Genomic DNA, 19,182 nt, shown 5'->3' on the forward strand with positions numbered 1-19,182 from the left:
TCAGTCATTTCCGATAGCCTGAACCACCTGCGTCTCCTGCCGGCCCGACCCGCCGGATCCCGTCGGACGCAGGATCACCCGCGTCGTTCCGACGCCAGAGGAGAGTAATCCGTGCGTTTCGTTCTCGCCATCGCCGCGTTCGTCGTGGCAGCCGTCATGATCGTGACGGGAATCGCGCAACGGACCGTGTTCCTCTCGCCCGGCACCTTCAGCCTGTCGACGACGGTCGACAGCGGAGACCGGTTCATCGTCATCCCCGGGAGCGTGCTGCAGTCGCAGCCGGGAGCGCAGTCCATCGTGGCGGGCGCGGGCGGCGACACGCAGGTGTTCATGAGCTACGGGCGCTCCGACGACATCACGGCCTGGCTCGGCGACGAGCCCTACAGCCGTGTGGGCGTCAACAGTGCCGGTACCGCCCTGACGACCACGACCGTCACGGCCGAGGCGGACGCCACCGACGACGACGGGGCGACCCCGAGTCCCGAGCCGTCGGCGACGCCGGCCCCCGAGGCCAGCGACGACACCACCACCGCCGAGAAGGGCCCGGACCCGCGCGGATCCGACCTCTGGCTCGGTGAGTACGACGAGGCGGGCGCGGTCATCGCGACGATGAACCTGCCGAAGGACATCGACGTGCTCATCGCGACCGACGGCTCGGCCGCAGCTCCGGATTCCATCCGACTCTCCTGGCCACTCGACAACGCCACCCCGTGGGCCGGTCCGCTGATCGCCGGTGGCATCCTCGTGCTCCTCGCCGGCATCGTGCTCTACCTCTCGGGGATCCAGCGCATGCGTCGCTCGCGAGGCCCGCGTCGCAAGGGTCCGGGACAAGGACAGAAGGGCATCACGAAGATGTCGAGACAACCGAAGCCGCGCCGCCCCCGTGAACTCGGAGCCGGCAAGACGAAGCGCTCTTCGCTGCGCCGTTCACTCGTCGTGGGCGTACCGCTCGTCCTCATCGGGACCCTGGGCCTGAGTGGCTGCTCCCAGGACTACTGGCCGACCATCGGAGCGCCGTCACCGACGCCCACCGTCACTGCGACGGACCTCCCGGCCGACAGTCAGGACCAGGACTTCGCCGCGCCCGTCGTCACCGTGCCACAGGTCGAGCGGATCGTGTCGCGGATCTCGACGGCGGCGTCCGAGGCCGATGCTGCGCTCGACGGCACCGCTGCAGCCGTCCGGTTCTCCGGGCCGGCTCTCGAGGAGCGCACCGCGAACTACGCCCTCCGCTCGAAGGTTGCGGACGCCGCCGGAGCGACGCCCATCCCCGCGTCGCCAGTCACGCTCACCCTGCCCCAGGCGACGGATGCCTGGCCTCGGACGGTCATGACCGCCATCCAGGACAAGGCCGACGAGACGGTGTCGCCGACGGTCCTCGTGATGACCCAGCAGGACCCGCGGTCGAACTACCAGGTCGTCTACGCGGAGAAGCTCCTCGAGGGCGCTCGACTCGAGAACGTCGCGCCCGCGACCATCGGTGCCGCGAGCGTCCCGCCGGACTCGAAGTTGCTCGTCATGCCGCCGGAGGAGATCGCCGCGGCATACGCCGACATCATCACCAACGGCGATGCGAGCACCTTCGCCGGCATGTTCAACGCCGACGGTGACGTCTTCCGGACGCAGGTCGCCGCGGACCGCGCCACGAAGGCCGCGAACCTGCCGACGACGGCGAGCATCGCCTTCTCGGCGGCCGCCGGTACCGGCCCGAACGTCGCACTGGCGACCAACGACTCGGGTGCGATCGTCGCCGTCAACGTGCAGGAGGGCGAGGTGGTCTCGGTCGTCACGGCCGGTGCTACCGTGAAACCTTCGGGTGCGGTCGCCGCGCTCTCCGGGATCACCGAGAGCGCGAAGGGGACGCAGGCCACCTACGGCGACCAGCTCCTGTTCTACGTGCCAGCCGTCAACTCCGGAGAGAAGATCACCTTGCTCGGATTCACCCAGACCCTCATCGCCGCATCGGAGCTCCCGTGAGTGCCGCGGAGCCGAGCGCAGCACACCTGCGCGGCGCCGTCGACCTCTCCGGCCTCGCTCGTCGCCACCAGACGCCGCCCGCGGGCGCGTCGACGCAGGCGGGCGCACCGGCAGAGGCGCCCGGCGCGACGACCGGCCAGACCGTCCAGGTCCCGTCCCTGGTCTTCGACGCGACGGACGACGGGTTCGGTCAGGTCGTCGAGCTGTCCTCCGTCGTCCCCGTCGTCATCGACCTCTGGGCCGAGTGGTGCGGACCGTGCAAGCAGCTCTCCCCGGTGCTCGAGCGGCTCGCCGCCGAATACGCCGGCCGCTTCGTGCTCGCCAAGGTCGACGTCGACGCGAACCCGCAGCTCTCCCAGGCGTTCCAGGCGCAGTCGATCCCGATGGTCGTCGCCGTCGTCGGCGGACGCCCGGTGCCGATGTTCAACGGCGCCATCCCGGAGTCGCAGGTGCGCGATGTGATCGAGCAGTTGCTGCAGCTGGCCGAACAGAACGGGGTCTCCGGTCGGGCCGTCGTCGCCGAAGGGGACGCCGCAGCTCCAGCCGAACCCGTGGAGGAGCCGCTGCCGCCCCTCCACGCCGAGGCGTACGAGGCCATCGAGCGTGCCGACTACCCGACGGCCATCGCCGCGTACGAGAAGGCCATCGCGCAGAATCCGAAGGACGACATGGCCGTGGCCGGCCTCGCTCAGGTCCGTCTGCTGCACCGCCTCACGGGGAAGACCCTCGATGAGATCCGCGCACGCGCCGCTGCTGCTCCCGACGACCTCGACGCCCAGCTGGCCGTCGCCGACCTCGACCTCTCCGGAGGACACCTCGAGGACGCCTTCGACCGTCTGCTGACGCTGTTCCCCGACCTCGACCAGTCGGGTAAGGACACCGTCCGGACGCGCCTGCTCGAGCTCTTCCAGGTCGCCGGCGTCACCGATCCGCGCGTCATGAAGGCCAGGGCCCGGTTGACCGGCCTCCTCTACTGACCGACCGATGCACGACGAAGGCCCGCCTCCCTCGGGAGGCGGGCCTTCGTCGTGCATCCGGGTGCTGCGGAAGCCTGATCAGCCGACGTGCTTGAGCCAGATCATGCCGAGCGGGGGGAGCGTGAGCTCGGCGGAAGCCGGGCGTCCTGCCCACGGTGACGCCGACGCCTCGATCGATCCGTAGTTGCCCACGCCGGATCCGCCGTACTCCACGGCGTCGGTGTTGAGGAGTTCCTCCCACCGACCGGCGCGAGGCAGGCCGACCCGGTACGGGCCGACGGGGGCGCCGGAGAAGTTGACCAGTGCGGCGATCACGTTGCCGTCGTCGTCCCAGCGCAGGAAGGAGAGCACGCTGTTCTGCGCGTCCCCGGCGTCGAGCCATTCGAAGCCGGCGGCGTCGTGGTCCAGGGCCCAGAGCGCCGGGTGCTCCGTGTACACGGCGTTGAGTCGTGACACGAGGCCGAGCAGCGCCCGGTGGCTCGGCTGGTCCAGGATCCACCAGTCGAGACCGCGTTCCTCAGACCATTCGGAGGGCTGACCGAACTCCTGGCCCATGAAGAGCAACTGCTTGCCGGGGTGGGCCCACATGAAGGCGAGGTAGGCGCGCATGTTCGCGAGTTGCTGCCAGTGGTCACCGGGCATCTTCGCGAGGAGGGAGCCCTTGCCGTGGACGACCTCGTCGTGGCTGATCGGCAGGAGGAAGCTCTCGCTGAAGGCATAGACCATCGAGAAGGTGATCTCGCCGTGGTGATGTGACCGGTAGAGCGGGTCGTGCTCGATGTACTGGAGCGAGTCGTGCATCCAGCCCATGTTCCACTTCAGGCCGAACCCGAGACCGCCCGCGCTCGTCGGCGCGGTGACGCCGGGCCAACTCGTCGACTCCTCGGCGATCATGACGATCCCGGGGTTCCGCCGGTAGGCCGTCGCGTTCGCCTCCTGGAGGAGACTGATCGCTTCGAGATTCTCGCGCCCGCCGTGGACGTTCGGCAGCCACTCGCCGTCCTTCCGCGAGTAGTCGAGGTACAGCATCGAGGCGACGGCGTCGACGCGCAGGCCGTCGACGTGGAACTCCTCGAGCCAGTAGAGGGCGTTGGCCACCAGGAAGTTCTTGACCTGGGGCTGCCCGAAGTCGAAGACGAGGGTGCCCCAGTCCGGCTGTTCGCCACGTCGCGGGTCGGGGTGCTCGTAGAGGGGCTGACCGTCGAAGTTCGCGAGGGCCCACTCGTCCTTGGGGAAGTGGCCGGGCACCCAGTCCATGAGGACGCCGATCCCCGCGCCGTGGAGACGGTCGATCAGGTACTTCAGGTCGTCGCTCGAACCGAAGCGGCTCGTCGGCGCGTAGTAGCCGGTGACCTGGTAGCCCCAGGAGCCGCCGAAGGGGTGCTCGGCGAGCGGCATGAACTCGACGTGCGTGTAGCCGAGCTCCGCGATGTACTCGATGAGCTGGTCCGCGAGGTCCCGGTAGCCGAGCCCGGGACGCCACGAGCCGACGTGGAGCTCGTAGACGCTCATGGGTCCGTTGTGCGGATCACTCGCGGCTCGCCGATCGAGCCACGCCTCGTCGGTCCAGCGGTAGTCGCTGACACCGGTCACGGATGCGGTGGCGGGGGAGCGCTCGGTGAACCGGGCCATCGGGTCGGACCGACGGACCCAGTCGCCGTGCTGGGTCAGGATCTCGAAGCGGTACAGCTCGCCGGCGCCGATGGTGGGGATGAACAGCTCCCAGACACCCGTCGCACCCATATTGCGCATGGCGTGCGCCGTGCCGTCCCAGGAGTTGAGGTCGCCGATGACCCGGACCGCACGTGCGTGAGGTGCCCAGACGGCGAACGCGGTGCCGGCGACCGACTCGGTGACCCCACGCAGCTCGGTGACGTGTGCGCCGAGGGCGTCCCAGAGTCGTTCGTGGCGACCCTCGCCGATGAGGTGCAGGTCGAGTTCGCCGATCGACGGCGCGAACCGGTACGGGTCGTCGGCGTTCCAGATCGATCCGTCGCTGTAGCGGGCGTCGAGCGTGTAGTCGATGATGCCGTCGACGTGGAAGCCCTGCCAGATGCCGGCGCGGACGTGCGCGAGCTCGACGCGCGCACCGTTGGCGAGCACCGCCGTCACCTGCTCGGCCAGCGGGCGTCTGGCGCGGACGACCACGAGGGGGTCGCTCACCCCGCCCAGGTCGATCAGGTGCTGCCCCAGGATCTCGTGTGGGTCGTGGTAGCGGCCCTCCGCGACGGCGTCGAGGATCCAGTCCTCGACGGAGGGGAGCGGGAGCTCCCGCGGCGCCGGTGTGGCGTCGACCGGCATGGGTGCGGCTCGACGGCCGGAGCGCTTCGGTGCAGCGGCTCCGTCTGGGGTCACAGGGCTGGTCGTCATGGTCGGATCCTCACGCTCAGGATGTGCACGGGCTCGGTGAAGGCGTCGAGGCGCACGAAGTTGCTGTCGGACCAGATCCACTCGGCTCCCGTGACGAGGTCCGTGACGTCGAAGCTGCCGCCCGGGACACCACCGAACACGGTCTGGTCGAGGTGCACCATGGTCTGTCGGACCGAGTGCGGATCGAGGTTGGCGACGACGAGCAGGGTGTCGTGTTCATCGGTCCCGGTGAACCGCTGGTCGAGATGCTTGCTGAAGACGAGGATCTGGTCGTCGTCGCTCCAGTGGAAGCTGATGTTGCGCAACTGCCGGAGGGCGGGATGCGCACGCCGGATCCGGTTGAGCAGGGTGAGGTACGGCGACAGCGAGGTGCCGGCGGCTTCCGCAGCGGCCCAGTCCCGCGGACGGTACTCGAACTTCTCGCTGTCGATGTTCTCCTCGGCACCGGGACGGGCGACGTTCTCGATGAGCTCGTACCCGGCGTAGACCCCCCACGTCGGAGCGGCGGTCGCGGCGATCGCCGCACGCACCTTGTACGCCGCCCGGCCACCGAACTGGAGGTACTCGGTGAGGATGTCCGGCGTGTTGACGAACAGGTTGGGCCGGAGGAAGTCGGCGGTCTCGGTCGCCGCCGCACCGAGGAACTCCTCGAGCTCCTCCTTCGTGTTGCGCCAGGTGAAGTAGGTGTAGCTCTGCTGGAACCCGACCTTCGCCAGACCCTGCAGCAGGGCCGGACGGGTGAAGGCCTCCGCGAGGAACACGACGTCGGGGTCCGTCCGGTTGACGGTCGCGAGCAACCACTCCCAGAAGTCGAGCGGCTTGGTGTGGGGGTTGTCGACGCGGAAGATGCGGACGCCGAGCGAGATCCAGTGGCGGACGATGCGCAACACCTCGGCCCGGATGCCCTCGGGGTCGTTGTCGAAGTTGACCGGGTAGATGTCCTGGTACTTCTTCGGCGGGTTCTCGGCGTACGCGATCGTGCCGTCGGGGAGGGTCGTGAACCACTCGGGGTGCTCGGTCACCCAAGGGTGGTCCGGCGACGCTTGCAGGGCGAGATCGAGGGCGACCTCCAGACCGACCTTCTTCGCCTGGCGGACGAAGGCGACGAAGTCCTTCTCCGTGCCGAGGTCGGGATGGATCGCGTCATGACCGCCCGCGGCACCACCGATCGCCCAGGGGGAGCCCGGGTCGTGCTCGCCGGGTGTGAGGGTGTTGTTCGGTCCCTTGCGGAACGTCACGCCGATGGGGTGGATTGGCGGCAGGTAGAGGACGTCGAACCCCATCGCGGCGACGGCCGGCAACCGACCGGCTGCGCTGCGGAAGGTGCCCGACGTCCAGGAGCCGTCCGGGTTCCGCTCGGCACCCTCCGACCGCGGGAAGAACTCGTACCAGGAACCGACGCCGGCCCGGGTGCGCTCGACGCGGACCACGCGCTCGTCGCTCGTGCTCGCGAGACCGGCGAACGGCCGACGGTCGGCGATGGCCAGGAGTTCTGGATCGTCGAGCACCGCGAACCGGGCTTCCGGCTCGGCGTCGGTGTCGCGGAGGAGCTTGGCGGCGGCGGTGAGGAAGCGGCGGTCCTTCGCCGGGCGGAGCTTGTCTGTCGCGGCGCGCTCGAGGAGTTCCGCACCGATGAGGTACATGAGCTCGACGTCGACACCGGCCTCGATCTTGACTCGGGCGTTGTGCTCCCAGGTCGCGAACTCGTCGGCGAAGGCGCGGACCTGGTACCGCCAGGTGCCCTCCGTCGCGAGTCGGACCTCGACCTCGAAGCGGTCCGTGCCCGGGGCACCGGGGGCCATCCGATGCGCGACCGTCTTCCCGCGCGGGTCGGTCAACAGGAGCTCGACGCCGATGAGGTCGTGCCCTTCGCGGAACGCGGTCGCGCCGAACGGCACCACCTCGCCCGAGAACGCCTTGGCCGGCCAACGGCCACCTTCGACCGAGGGCGTCGGATCCAGGATCGGGATGCGCCCGATGCTCGGGGACAGCGTGAGCGACACCGGTCCGGCGTCGTCGACGGTGGAGGACTGCGGTACTGACTTCGGCATAGTGCGTTCCATCTCCTTCGGTGCCACTGGTCCGACCGTACCGCGAAACGACCGCCGATGAAGGGGAGCGCGGGGTGTCGCGCGTCATGCTAAGGCCTCGGGTGCTGCCGTGTCCTGAGCGGCCGCTGCGGTTGCCCTAGAGTGAGCGCGTGAAGGCTATCCGCAGGTTTACCGTCCGCGCGCTCATCCCCGAGTCCCTGACCTCGCTCACCGCCCTCGCTGCGAACCTGCGGTGGTCGTGGCACGAGCCGACGCAGCGCCTGTTCGACGAGATCGCACCGGACGTCTGGCGCGAGTCCGACCACGATCCGATCAGCGGCCTCGGTCTCGTCACACCGGAGCGACTGGCGGAACTCGCCGCCGATGCGGACTTCGTCGGCCGCGCCGACGCCTTGCACGCCGACCTCCGCCGGTACCTGGAGGAGCCGCGTTGGTACCAGGGTCTTCCGGACCCGAAACCGCAGACGATCGCCTACTTCTCGCCCGAGTTCGGTATCGCCGCGGCCCTGCCGCAGTACTCGGGCGGACTCGGCATCCTCGCCGGCGACCACCTGAAGAGCGCGTCCGACCTGGGGGTGCCGCTCGTCGGCGTGGGCCTCCTCTACCGCTCCGGATACTTCGCGCAGTCGATCACGAACGACGGCTGGCAGCAGGAGTCCTATCCCGTGCAGGACCCCGACGGACTCCCGGTCACGGTGCTCCGGGAGCCGGACGGGACACCGGTCACCGTCACCCTGGCGCTCCCGGACGACCGGAGCCTGTCGGCACGGGTCTGGATCGCCGAGGTCGGTCGGGTGCCACTGCTGCTGCTCGACACGGACATCCCGGAGAACGTCGCCGAGCTGCGCGGCGTGACGGACCGGTTGTACGGCGGTGGCGGCGAGCATCGACTCTTGCAGGAACTCCTCCTCGGCATCGGCGGCGTCCGAGCGATCAAGCAGTGGAGCGAGCTCACGGACCACGCGCTGCCGCAGGTCTACCACTCCAACGAAGGCCACGCCGGTTTCCTGGGGCTCGAGCGGATCAGCGACCTCGTCGGCAACGGACTCTCCTTCGACGAGGCGCTGCAACTCGTGCGGGGCGGGACCGTCTTCACGACGCACACCCCCGTTCCGGCCGGGATCGACCGGTTCGACCGCGAGGTGATCACGCGGTACTTCAGCGGTGACCTGCTCCCGGGCGTCGCCGCACCGGACGTCCTCGCACTCGGCGACGAGACGGCGAACGGCGGCTCGGCCGACGTCTTCAACCTGGCGATCATGGGTCTGCGTCTGGCGCAGCGTGCGAACGGCGTCAGTCGGTTGCATGGCGAGGTGAGCCGGGCGATGTTCCGAGGCCTCTGGCCCGGCTTCGACGTCTCGGACGTGCCGATCACGTCCATCACGAACGGTGTCCACGCCCCGAGCTGGACCGATCCGTCGCTCGTCGACCTCGCCGTGGACCGGTGGGGGACGACCGACACGAGTCGGGCGGACTGGTCCGACCCCTCGCTCTCGGACGCCGAGCTCTGGTCGCGGAAGCACGGGATGCGGGAGCGCCTCGTCGCCGACGTGCGGCGCCGGATCGCCGACGGGTATCGGACCCAGAACCCGCAAGCGGTGCTCCCGTCCTGGATCGATGAACTGCTCGACCCCGAGGTGTTGACGATCGGGTTCGCCCGGCGCGTGCCGAGCTACAAGCGGCTCACCCTCATGTTGCGCGATCCCGATCGACTTCGCGCGATCCTGCTCCATCCCGAACGGCCCGTCCAGATCGTCGTCGCGGGCAAAGCGCACCCGGCGGACGACGACGGCAAGCGGCTCATCCAGCGCCTCGTACAGTTCGCCCAGGATCCCGAGCTCCGATCGCGCATCGTCTTCCTGCCCGACTACGGCATCGGGATGGCCAAGACGCTCTACCCGGGCTGTGACGTGTGGTTGAACAACCCGCTGCGTCCCCTCGAGGCCTGCGGGACCTCCGGCATGAAGGCCGCCCTCAACGGGGCCCTGAACCTGTCGATCCTCGACGGATGGTGGAACGAGTACGCCGACAGCGAGAACGGTTGGGTCATCCCGTCGGCGGACGGGGCGGCGGACGACGAGGAACGCGACGCCCTCGAGGCCACGGCGCTGTACGAGATCCTCGAGCACCAGCTGGTGCCGCGGTTCTACGAGCGTGAGGACGACGGGCTGCCGCAGCGCTGGATGCAGATGGTGCGACACACGATCTCGACGCTGTCCGAACCGCTCAGCGCCGACCGCATGGTCCGCGAGTACACGGAGCGCATGTACCTCCCGGCGGCGGCGATGGAGCGCGAGCTCAACGCGTCCGATCAGCAGCGGGCGCGCGAGCTGGCAGCCTACAAGCAGCGGGTGCGCGAGGCCTGGCCACAGCTGGCGGTCGCCCATGTCGAGAGCGGCGGTGTCGACGCGGTCCCGCAGGTCGGTGACGTACTGCGGCTGCGCGCCTACGTCCAGCTGGGATCGCTGTCACCGGAGGACGTGACCGTCGAGGTGGTCTGCGGGGTACCCGGTGCCGGGGGAGAACTGCTCGACATCCGGACGCAGCCGCTCGAGCAGCAGCAGTCCCCGTCGACGAGTCGGCCGGAGCACACGCTCGAGTACGCCGGGACGCTTCCCCTCGATCGGGCCGGCGGGTTCGGGTACACGGTGCGCATCGTGCCGAGACACGAGCTGCTCCTCACCCCCGCGGAACTCGGGCTCGTCGCCGTGGCGGATCAGTAGGGCGATCCCCTCCGACGCGCCGGTACGACCCCCGGACCGGCGCGCCGAGGGATCCGACTATCTGGCGATCCGCGCGACGACGGCGGACACGGCCGATCCGAGGTCTGATGGGGCGAGTTCGAGGTCGAACCCGCGCCGACCACCCGAGACCAACACCGTCTCGTGCTCGAAGGCGCTCTCGTCGAGCACCGTCGGGAGCGTGGTGCGTTGCCCGATCGGGCTGATGCCGCCGACCACGTAGCCCGTCTTGCGCTCGGCGACGGCGGGGTCCGCCATCGTCGCCCGCTTCCCGCCGAGGGCCGTCGCGAGCGCCTTGAGGTCGAGTTGGTCGGTGACCGGGACGATCGCGACGACGAGCGACCCGTCCACCTCCGCCAGCAGGGTCTTGAGCACCCTGGGCGGGTCGACCCCGAGCGCTGCGGCTGCTTCGAGCCCGAAGGCCGTCACCGACGGATCGTGTCGGTAGGAGCGCGGGGTGAACGGGATGCCCAGCGAGGTCAACGTCACCGTCGCCGGGGTGCCACCGCCCTCGGCCCTCCGTTTCGCCATCGTCAGACGGCTCGGAAGAGCTGCATCGACGTGGCCGAGACCGGGACCGTCTGGCCGGGGACGAACTGCTCCTCCTCGGACGTCGGTGCGTCGTCTGCGGAGTTCCAGATGCGCACGAACGCGGTCACGCCCTCGTGCTGGGGCAAGGTGACCTCGACCGGCTGCTCGACGCCGTGCACGATGAGCAGCACGCGGTCGAGCTCCTCGGACTCCGGCGTGCTCGTCGAGAAGAACTGCAACGTCCGGTTCCGTGGACTCGTCCAGTCCTCGGTGCTCATGGTCCCGCCAGACGCGTCGAACCAGTCCATGACGCTCGCGCCGGGCACCGTCGTCCCGGCGGCGGCGAAATGCTCCGGTCGGAGGGCGGGGTGTTCGCGGCGCAGTTCGAGGAGCCGGCGGCTGTGTGCGAGCAACTGGTCCTGCCAGGGCTCCCTCGTCCACCCGACCCACGTCAGTTCGGAGTCGTGACAGTAGGCGTTGTTGTTGCCGCGCTGACTCCGCCCGAACTCGTCGCCAGCCGTGAGCATCGGGACACCCGCCGACAGCAGGAGCGTGCCGAGCAGGTTCCGGATCGCCTTGCGACGAGCGGCGAGGATCGCGGGGTCGTCCGTCGGGCCCTCGGCACCGTGGTTGAAGGAACGGTTGTTGTCCGTCCCGTCGCGGTTGGATTCGCCGTTCCCGACGTTGTGCTTGACGTCGTACGAGACGAGGTCCGCCAGGGTGAACCCGTCGTGGGCCGTGATGAAGTTGACGGAGGCCAGCGGACCGCGCTCAGCGGAGATGGTGTTGCTCGATCCGGCCAGACGGGTCGCGAACCCACCGATCCCGACAGGGGCGTCCGCCCGTCTCGCGTAGTCGATGTCGGAGAGCCAGAAGTTGCGGACGCGATCCCGGTACCGGTCGTTCCACTCGTGCCACCCGGCGGGGAAGTTCCCCGTCTGCCAGCCGCCCATCCCGACGTCCCAGGGCTCGGCGATCATCTTCGCGTCGACGAGCGACGGGTCGTGGACGATCGCCTCGAGCAGGGGGTGGTCGGGCGTGAACTCGACCGCCTCGTTCCGACCGAGCGTCGCAGCGAGGTCGAACCGGAAGCCGTCGATCTGCACCTCGTCCGCCCAGTACCGCAACGAGTCGAGCACGAGCTGTTGGGGGACCGGGTGGCCGAAGTCCACGGTGTTGCCGCAGCCCGTCACGTCGATGTAGGCGCCGGTGGCGTCCTGACGGTAGTAGGTCGCGTTGTCGATGCCGCGGAAGCTCGTGCGGGGGCCGCCGGGCCCCTCTTCGGCGGTGTGGTTGTAGACGACGTCGAGGATGACCTCGAGGCCGGCCTCGTGCAGCAGCTTCACCATGCCCTTGAACTCGCGGAGGACCTCGTCCGCGCCTCCCGCCTGCGCCGTCTTCGTCGCGTAGGAGGCGTGTGGACTGAAGAAGTTCAGGGTGTTGTAGCCCCAGTAGTTGACGAGGCCCTGCTTGATGAGACGCTGCTCAGAGGTGAACGCGTGCACCGGAAGCAGTTCGACGCTCGTCACCCCGAGGTCGTGCAGATGCGCGATCATCGCGGGGTGGGCGAGGCCCGCGTACGTGCCCCGCAGCTCCTCCGGCACGTCGGGGTGCAGCTTGCTCAGCCCCTTGACGTGCGCCTCGTACACGACGGTCCGGTCGAGCGGGACACGGGGTTTCTGCACACCGCCCCAGTCGAACGCGTCGTCGACGACGACGGACCGCCACTGCTCTGCCGACACCCGGGCGAGGCCGCGGGCGTAGGGGTCGAGCAGCAGGAGGCTCGGGTCGAAGGCGTTGTTCGGCGAGGACGGCCCGGAGGCGCGGACCGCATAGCGTCGGCCGAGCACCAGCTCCTCGGAACTCCCACTCCAGACACCGTCGTCGTCGCGGGTCATCTCGACCGAGTGGGTGATCCAGTTCAGATCCTTGTCGTCGAAGATCACGAGTTCGAGGGCATCCGCATGCTCGGACCACACACGGAGCTCACCACCGGACGGGCCGAGGCGGACGCCGAGATCGTGGAAGGGGTCACCAGCGTTCATGGGTTCTACAGTAGTGAGTGCGGGAGTGCGCGAAGATCCGCGGACAACGCGGCGAGGGGAGGAGCGGCATGGTGGTGTACCTGGACCACGCCGCGACGACCCCGGTGCGATCCGAGGTGATCGAGGCCTACGCGTCCGCGATGGCGACCGTCGGCAACCCGGCCTCCATCCACGGCCCCGGGCAACAGGCCCGCCGCCTCCTCGAAGAGGCACGTGAGCGGGTCGCGGCGACCCTCGGATGCGACCCCATCGAACTCGTCTTCACCTCCGGCGGCACCGAATCCATCAACCTCGCCCTCAAGGGGCTCTACTGGCACCGCCAGCAGGATCGACGCCGCGCCGCCGTGCTCGCACCCGCGGGGGAGCACCACGCCACGCTCGACACCGTCGAGTGGCTCGAGCGCCACGAGGGTGCATCCCCGCTCTGGATCCCGCTCGACGACCTCGGCCGCGTCTCACTCGACACGGCGGCCGCGCGCTTCGCCGACCACGGCCCCGACATCGCCGTGGCGACGGCGCTCTGGGCGAACAACGAGGTCGGCACCATCCAGCCCGTCGTCCGGCTGGCGGCGCTCGCCGCAGCGTCCGAGGTGCCGTTCCACCTGGACGCGGTTTCGGCCTACGGACACCTCCCCATCGACCTCGCCGACCTTCGCGCCGCATCCGGATCCGTCGGTGCCGGTGGTCTCGTCGCGCTCAGCGTCTCCGCGCACAAGATCGGTGGTCCCGTGGGGATCGGAGCCCTGGTCGTGAGTCGCGCAGCCGTGGTCGAGCCCTTGCAGCACGGTGGCGGACAGCAACGCGGACTCCGCTCCGGCACGCAGGACGTCGCGGCAGCCGTCGGATTCGCCGTCGCCGCAGAGCTCATGGCGCTCGAGCGGACCGCGGAACAGGAGCGTCTCAGCGCCTTGCGCGACCGACTCGTGGCCGGCGTGCGGGCGACCGTTCCGGAGGCCGAGCTGACGGGTGATCCCAGCGAACGACTCGCGTCGAACGCGAACTTCGTGTTCCCCGGCGCACAGGGGGACTCGATGCTCTTCCTGCTCGACCTCGCGGGGGTGGCGGTCTCGACGGGTTCCGCATGCCAGGCCGGCGTCCCGGAACCGTCGCATGTCCTGCTCGCGATGGGACGCCCGGAGACCGAGGCCCGATCGGTCCTCCGGATCACGCTGGGCCGGACGACGACCGAGGGCGACGTGGACGACTTCCTCCAGGCACTGCCGCGCGCGTACGCGCAGGCGAGTCGGGCCGGTTCCGCCGACCGCGACACGGCACTGGGCGCTCGTCCCTGAGCAGCCCTCCCGTCGCTGCTTGCGGGTGGCCGTCCGGCGGCTGGCGCGTAGACTTGCCCGGTGAAAGTTCTGGCAGCGATGAGTGGCGGAGTCGACTCCGCCGTGGCAGCGGCACGCGCCGTCGACGCGGGCCATGAGGTGGTCGGTGTCCACCTGGCGCTCAGCCGGATGACGGGCACGCTCCGGACCGGCAGTCGCGGGTGCTGCACCATCGAGGACTCGATGGACGCCCAGCGTGCGGCGAACCTGATCGGCATCCCGTACTACGTGTGGGACTTCTCGGAGCGCTTCAAGCTCGACGTGGTCGACGACTTCATCGCCGAGTACCGCGCCGGCCGGACCCCGAACCCGTGTATGCGATGCAACGAGAAGATCAAGTTCGCCGCGTTGCTCGAGAAGGCGCTCGATCTCGGGTTCGACGCGGTCGTGACCGGCCACTACGCCACGATCGTCACGAGCCCCGACGGTGATCGAGAACTGCACCGGGCGAGTGCCTGGGCGAAGGACCAGTCGTACGTCCTGGGCGTGCTCACCGCCGAACAGCTCGCGCACTCGATGTTCCCGCTCGGAGCGACGCCGTCGAAGGCCGAGGTCCGTGCCGAGGCCGCTGAGCGCGGCTTCACGGTGGCGAACAAGCCCGACAGCCACGACATCTGCTTCATCCCTGACGGCGACACGAAGGGCTGGCTGGGGGAGCGGGTCGGTACCGAGACCGGCCAGGTCCTCGACCGCGACGGAGCCGTCGTCGGTTCGCACGAGGGTGCCCACGCGTTCACCGTCGGCCAGCGCAAGGGCCTGCACCTCGGCGTGCCGGCGCCGGACGGACGTCCCCGCTTCGTCCTCGAGGTGCGTCCGAAGGACAACACGGTCGTCGTCGGGCCGAAGGAGGCGCTCGCCATCGGCGAGATCGCCGGCTCGCGCTTCACCTGGGCTGGGAGGGCTCCGGAGGTCGGTGCCGAAGCGATCCCGTGCGACGTCCAGATCCGTGCGCACGCGGACCCGGTCCCCGCCGAGCTGACGCTCGTCGGTGGCGAACTCGTCGTCCACCCGGAGACACCGCTCGACGGCGTCGCTCCCGGACAGACCGCCGTGCTGTACAGCGGGACGCGCGTCCTCGGTCAGTTCACGATCGACCGCACCGTCAGCGCGGTACCCGTCGGAGCCGCCGCCTCCGCCTGACGACCCCGGAACGACGGAACGCCCGACGAGCCAGGCTCGTCGGGCGTTCCGCGTCGGTCTCAGGATCGGGACGGTGCGCCCGCCTTGGACTTCTTGGGCTTCTTGACGAAGAGGGTCTCCGCCTCCTCGAGCGTCAGGCCGTTCGTCTCAGGGATCTTCGCGAGGACGAAGACGAACGAGAGGAGCGCGAACAGCGCGTACATGCCGTAGGTCACCGGCAGGGAGAACGCGGCGAGGGCCGGGAAACTGACCGTGATGAGGAAGTTCGCGATCCACTGCGCCATCGCCGCGACACCGAGTGCCTTCGCGCGCAGGCGGTTCGGGAAGATCTCGCCGAGGAGCACCCAGACGAGCGGTCCCCACGACGCGCCGAACGCGACCACGAACACGTTGGCGGCCACGAGGGCGATCGTTCCCCACGGCTGGGGCAACGACACCTCACCAGCGCTGTCGGTCACCGACTGTGTGAACGCGATCGCCATCGCACCCAGCGAGACCGTCATGCCGATGGAGCCCGCGAGGAGGATCGGCCGTCGACCGATGCGGTCCACGAGCAGGATGGCGACGATGGTGACCGCGACGTTCGTCACCGAGGTGATGACCGAGATGAGGAGCGAATCGGACTCCTGGAACCCGACGGCCTTCCACAGCGTCGTCGAGTAGTAGAAGATCACGTTGATGCCGACGAACTGCTGGAAGATCGACAGGATGATGCCGATCCAGACGATCGGCAGGAGCCCGAAGCGTCCGCCCCAGAGGGTCGCCTTCTTCTGCTGCTCATCGTCCTTCACCGCCTGCTCGGCGAGCTTGACGGCGCGATCCACCTCCTCCTGCGGCCAGACGGTCGCGAAGATCCGACGGGCCTCGTCGGACTTGCCCTTGCGGACGAGGAACCGGGGCGACTCGGGGAGTCGCATCGCGAGCACGCCGTAGACCACGGCCGGGAGCGCGCAGGCGATGAACATCCAGCGCCAGGCCTCGACGCCGAACCACAGCGGGTTCGACGCGCCGCCGGCGGCGCCCGCCAGGACGGAGTCGGACAGGAGCGCGGCGAAGATGCCGAGCGTGATGGCGAGCTGCTGCAGCGAGGCGAGACGGCCGCGGATGGCGCTCGGCGCGATCTCGGCGATGTACGCCGGAGCCACGACCGAGGCGATGCCGATACCGAGCCCGCCGACGATGCGCCAGATGACGAGGTCCCAGGGGGAGAAGGCGAAGCCGGCTCCGAAGGAGGAGACGAAGAACAGGCCTGCACCGAGCAGCATCGTGAAGATGCGGCCGCGGCTGTCTGCGATCCGACCCGCGAGGTAGGCGCCGAGCGCGCAACCGAGCAGCGCTGACGCGACCGCGAAGCCGATGAGCGCCTCACTGAGCGCGAAGTGGTCCTGCATCGCGTCGACCGCGCCGTTCACCACGGAGGAGTCGAATCCGAAGAGGAAGCCACCGACCGCGGCCGAGACGGAGATGCCGATGACGCGCGCGGTCAGCTGCTTGCTGGTGGGAGCCGCCCCCGTTCCCGGACTGCTGGACTGGGACATGGTTCCTCCGATTCCGCGCGCATGGTTCCTGCGGCACTGCGACACCCTACTCCTCGATGAGACCCGCCCCGACCCCGTTGCGCACATCCGGGAGGACGTGCCGGGTGTCAAGCGCCCGCCGGTGTCGGACGCCGCTCGTAGACTGGACGCCGTGGCGAACAGCACCGGACAGACCCTCCAGCAGGCATCGACCGAGGCCGAGGAACTGACCTCGCGCATCCTCGAGCTCCGCGACGCGTACTACGAGCGAGACGAGTCGCTCGCCTCCGACGAGGAGTACGATGCGATGCTCCGGCGGCTCGAGGAGCTCGAGCGTCTGTTCCCCGAGCTGCAGAGTCAGGACAGCCCCACCCAGACCGTCGGCGGGCGCGCCGAGACCACGCTGTTCGCCCCGGTCACGCACCTCGAGCGCATGCTCAGCCTCGACAACGTCTTCTCGATCGAGGAGTTCCTCGCCTGGGCCGCCAAGGTCGAGCGCGACGCCGGAGGGTCCGTCCAGTACCTCTGCGAACTGAAGATCGACGGCCTCGCCATCAACCTCCGGTACGAGCGCGGCCGCCTCGTGAGCGCGGCCACGCGAGGCGACGGCGTCGTCGGCGAGGACGTCACGGAGAACGTGCGGTACATCCGTTCCATCCCCGAGCGACTGACCTCGTCCGACCCGGATGTCGAGTTCCCGGAGGTCGTCGAGGTCCGGGGCGAGATCTTCTTCCCGGTCGAGGCCTTCCGCGAACTGAACGCCAACCAGGCGGCGGCCGGTGAACGGGTCTTCGCCAACCCGCGCAACGCGGCGAGCGGTTCCCTGCGCCAGAAGGCGGAGAGCAAGAACCCGGCCCAGCTCGCACTCATGCACGACCGGCTCGGCCGCCTGCAGATGCTCGTCCACGGCATCGGCGCGTGGGAACAGCCGCCCGTCGCCCGGCAGTCGCAGGTCTACGAGTTGCTGCACAGCTGGGGGCTCCCGACCTCCTCGCACTACCGGGTCCACGACGAGGCGACCGGTGCGGCGGAGTTCATCGAGTACTTCGGCGCCCACCGCGACAGCGTCGAGCACGAGATCGACGGCGTCGTCGTGAAGGTCGACGATCTCGCGCTCCACGGCGAGCTCGGCGCGACGAGTCGTGCTCCGCGATGGGCCATCGCCTACAAGTACCCGCCCGAGCAGGTGAACACGAAGCTGCTCGACATCGTCGTGAGCGTCGGGCGTACCGGTCGCGCCACCCCGTTCGCCGTCATGCATAAAGTGCTCGTCGCCGGCAGCGAGGTGCGTCAGGCGACCCTGCACAACCAGGACGTCGTGAAGGCGAAGGGGGTGCTCATCGGTGACACCGTCGTCCTCCGGAAGGCCGGCGACGTCATCCCCGAGGTCCTCGGCCCGGTGGTCGAGCTCCGCGACGGTTCGGAGCGCGAGTTCGTCATGCCCGAGCACTGCCCCGAGTGCGGTACCACTCTCGCCCCCGCGAAGGAGGGCGACATCGACCTGCGCTGCCCGAACGCGCGGAGCTGCCCGGCGCAGGTGCGCGGACGCGTCGAGCACATCGGCTCCCGTGGCGCGCTCGACGTCGAGGCGCTCGGCGAGGTGGCGGCAGCGGCGCTCACCCAGCCGGTGGAGCCCGCGGAACCACCGCTGACCACCGAGGCCGGACTCTTCTCGCTCACGATGGCCGACATCTTCCCGGTCACGGTGATCGTCCGCGACAACGAGACCGGCCTGCCCAAGCTCAACGAGGACGGATCCGAGAAGCGCGTCACGCCCTTCCGCCGCCGACGCGCCAAGAAGGACGGCGTGCACGATCCGGCCGCGGCCGAGTTCGACGGTGACGAGTCCTCGGTGCCGTCCAAGAACGCGATCGAACTCCTCGCCAACCTCGACGGCGCGAAGACCCGCCCGCTCGCACGGTTGCTCGTGGCACTCAACATCCGCCACGTCGGCCCGGTCGCCGCCCGGTCACTCGCGGAGTACTTCGGTTCGCTCGATGCCATCCGTGCGGCCACCCGCGACGAGCTCGCGGAGGTCGACGGCGTGGGCGGGATCATCGCCGATGCGCTCATCGCCTGGTTCGAGGTCGACTGGCATCGCGAGATCGTCGAGGAGTGGACTGCGGCGGGCGTGCAGTGGGCGACTCCCGGACACCCGGGGCCGGGCGCCGCTGTCGCGGCCGGCGGGGTGCTGTCGGGTGTCACCGTCGTCGCCACCGGTTCGCTCGAGGGCTTCACCCGGGAGGGTGCGCTGGAAGCGATCGTGCAGGCGGGAGGGAAGGCCGCGTCGAGCGTCTCGAAGAAGACCGACTTCGTCGCCGCCGGCCCGGGTGCCGGGTCGAAGCTCGCGAAGGCCGAAGCACTCGGTCTGCGGATCATCGACGCCGAGCAGTTCGCCCTGCTCGTCTCCGAGGGTCCAGCAGCACTCGGCGAGCCGGACGCCCCGGCCGAGGATGAAGCCGAGGGTGCGGCGTCCGCCGACGGGGCGCCGACCGACTGAGC

The 19,182-nt window shown here is 69.6% G+C and carries 11 protein-coding genes; 6 read left to right on the forward strand and 5 right to left on the reverse strand.

Annotated elements, in window-relative coordinates:
* The first annotated feature begins 111 nt into the window (after positions 1-111).
* Positions 112-1,977: a hypothetical protein gene (locus BWO91_RS08285; protein ID WP_079002278.1), complete on the forward strand. Its 1,866-nt coding sequence runs from the start codon at positions 112-114 to the stop codon at positions 1,975-1,977.
* A complete protein-coding gene (locus tag BWO91_RS08290; RefSeq protein ID WP_071260873.1) occupies positions 1,974-2,954 on the forward strand; it encodes a tetratricopeptide repeat protein in 981 nt (326 codons plus the stop codon). The genes BWO91_RS08285 and BWO91_RS08290 overlap by 4 nt, the downstream gene beginning before the upstream one ends.
* A 78-nt stretch (positions 2,955-3,032) precedes the next feature.
* Here the strand turns inward: BWO91_RS08290 and glgB are convergent, their stop codons facing one another.
* Both glgB and BWO91_RS08300 read right to left on the reverse strand, forming a co-directional pair.
* Complete coding sequence (gene glgB, locus BWO91_RS08295; protein ID WP_153303581.1) at positions 3,033-5,255, reverse strand: 1,4-alpha-glucan branching protein GlgB; 2,223 nt, start codon at positions 5,253-5,255, stop codon at positions 3,033-3,035.
* 65 nt (positions 5,256-5,320) lie between these two features.
* Positions 5,321-7,375, reverse strand: coding sequence for an alpha-1,4-glucan--maltose-1-phosphate maltosyltransferase (locus BWO91_RS08300; protein ID WP_079002280.1), 2,055 nt, complete (start codon positions 7,373-7,375; stop codon positions 5,321-5,323).
* A gap of 149 nt (positions 7,376-7,524) precedes the next feature.
* Here BWO91_RS08300 and glgP point away from each other — a divergent pair, with 149 nt between their 5' ends.
* Entirely contained in the window at positions 7,525-10,098 is a 2,574-nt protein-coding gene (gene glgP, locus BWO91_RS08305; RefSeq protein ID WP_079002281.1) for an alpha-glucan family phosphorylase, read from the forward strand.
* A 57-nt stretch (positions 10,099-10,155) separates the two neighbouring features.
* Here the strand turns inward: glgP and ybaK are convergent, their stop codons facing one another.
* Both ybaK and glgX read right to left on the reverse strand, forming a co-directional pair.
* Positions 10,156-10,647, reverse strand: a complete 492-nt coding sequence (gene ybaK / locus BWO91_RS08310) for a Cys-tRNA(Pro) deacylase (RefSeq protein WP_071260869.1) — start codon at positions 10,645-10,647, stop codon at positions 10,156-10,158.
* 2 nt (positions 10,648-10,649) lie between these two features.
* Positions 10,650-12,692 carry a glycogen debranching protein GlgX gene (glgX, locus tag BWO91_RS08315; RefSeq protein WP_079002282.1) on the reverse strand — a complete coding sequence of 681 codons (2,043 nt, stop codon included), beginning with the start codon at positions 12,690-12,692 and terminating at the stop codon, positions 10,650-10,652.
* A gap of 68 nt (positions 12,693-12,760) precedes the next feature.
* Here glgX and BWO91_RS08320 point away from each other — a divergent pair, with 68 nt between their 5' ends.
* On the forward strand, positions 12,761-13,984 hold the full coding sequence (locus BWO91_RS08320; protein WP_079002283.1) for a cysteine desulfurase family protein: 1,224 nt from the start codon (positions 12,761-12,763) through the stop codon (positions 13,982-13,984).
* 60 nt (positions 13,985-14,044) lie between these two features.
* Positions 14,045-15,163: a tRNA 2-thiouridine(34) synthase MnmA gene (mnmA, locus tag BWO91_RS08325; RefSeq protein WP_240555742.1), complete on the forward strand. Its 1,119-nt coding sequence runs from the start codon at positions 14,045-14,047 to the stop codon at positions 15,161-15,163.
* A 59-nt stretch (positions 15,164-15,222) separates the two neighbouring features.
* On the opposite strand, the gene BWO91_RS08330 is transcribed toward mnmA, so the two are convergent.
* The gene (locus BWO91_RS08330) at positions 15,223-16,701 is read right to left on the reverse strand and encodes a sugar porter family MFS transporter (RefSeq protein WP_064295118.1); all 1,479 of its coding nucleotides are present in this window, start codon (positions 16,699-16,701) and stop codon (positions 15,223-15,225) included.
* A gap of 151 nt (positions 16,702-16,852) precedes the next feature.
* Here BWO91_RS08330 and ligA point away from each other — a divergent pair, with 151 nt between their 5' ends.
* Complete coding sequence (ligA, locus tag BWO91_RS08335) at positions 16,853-19,180, forward strand: NAD-dependent DNA ligase LigA (protein ID WP_153303420.1); 2,328 nt, start codon at positions 16,853-16,855, stop codon at positions 19,178-19,180.
* The last annotated feature ends 2 nt before the right edge of the window (positions 19,181-19,182 follow it).

It is taken from the genome of Plantibacter flavus (assembly GCF_002024505.1).
GTDB lineage: Bacteria > Actinomycetota > Actinomycetes > Actinomycetales > Microbacteriaceae > Plantibacter > Plantibacter flavus_A.